Raw genomic sequence first — 889 nt, forward strand, 5'->3', positions numbered from 1 at the left:
TGGTCGCACGCAAGGGCAAAAAATCTGCGCAGTTCTCGTCCATGAAGGGTGTGTCCATTAAAAAACCGTGGACACATCCTGCGCTGTTTTCAGTTCAGGATCTATGTGAGGAGAAACTGCCGCTTACCCTGATTCCACAGCACTTTCCTTTTTTATTCACGTTCCCAACGGGGCAAACCGCCCGGTTGGCGCGGTTTGCTCGCACTATTCCCTGGAGCAAATCGATGACGTACTCCTGCAGTGATTTTTTCGACGACGTGATGCGTTGCCTGGTTGAATCCAGGGCAATCAACAGCACGGACATTCCTGATGACAATCCTGGCGCCGGCGCTGATATCGCGGTCAATGCCATCGTGACCATGCATCGGGCGGGCCTCTCATCGCAGTTCGTGCGCGAACTGTTCGACGAAGTCGAATCGCTCGGTGCAGTCGCGGAAGAGCATGGGCCAGACGGTCTCGCATTCCTGTTTTATCTACAGGCCGCGATTCTGAACGGTTCCAGCGTTGAGGCGCGCGGCGCCGAAGACACGGAGCTTCTAGCGCTCGTTGGCCGCCTGCCATCGCCGTCCGCATGGATGGCACACATACTTGTGGCCGAACCTGCATAGGCGGCTTTCGACAACCTGCAGCCGCCCGTCGTGAGTCTCCAACCTGGAGGCTTCGACGGGCCTTTTTTTATTAAACGTCGCTATGGCGAAAGAGAACGCAAATACAGCATATTTCCAAGGTGTCACGGCCAATTTCTGGCGTTACGCTGTGTACACAACCCGCGCCACTGGCGCATCGACAGGCTCGCTCCGTGCGGGCCTTTCTTTTTTGTCCCTGTGGGAGCTTTCTCCCCACAGGGGAGGGCTCCCTTCCACTGGAGCCGCCGTGAGCAGCATCCATC

General features: G+C 56.8%; 1 pseudogene. It reads left to right on the forward strand.

The features are described 5' to 3' along the window. Positions 1-608 (forward strand): annotated as a pseudogene (locus AABE10_RS36240) (hypothetical protein); the annotation flags it as partial. Between the last annotated feature and the right edge of the window lie 281 nt (positions 609-889).

Source organism: Paraburkholderia diazotrophica (genome assembly GCF_038900755.1).
Lineage (GTDB): Bacteria > Pseudomonadota > Gammaproteobacteria > Burkholderiales > Burkholderiaceae > Paraburkholderia > Paraburkholderia diazotrophica_A.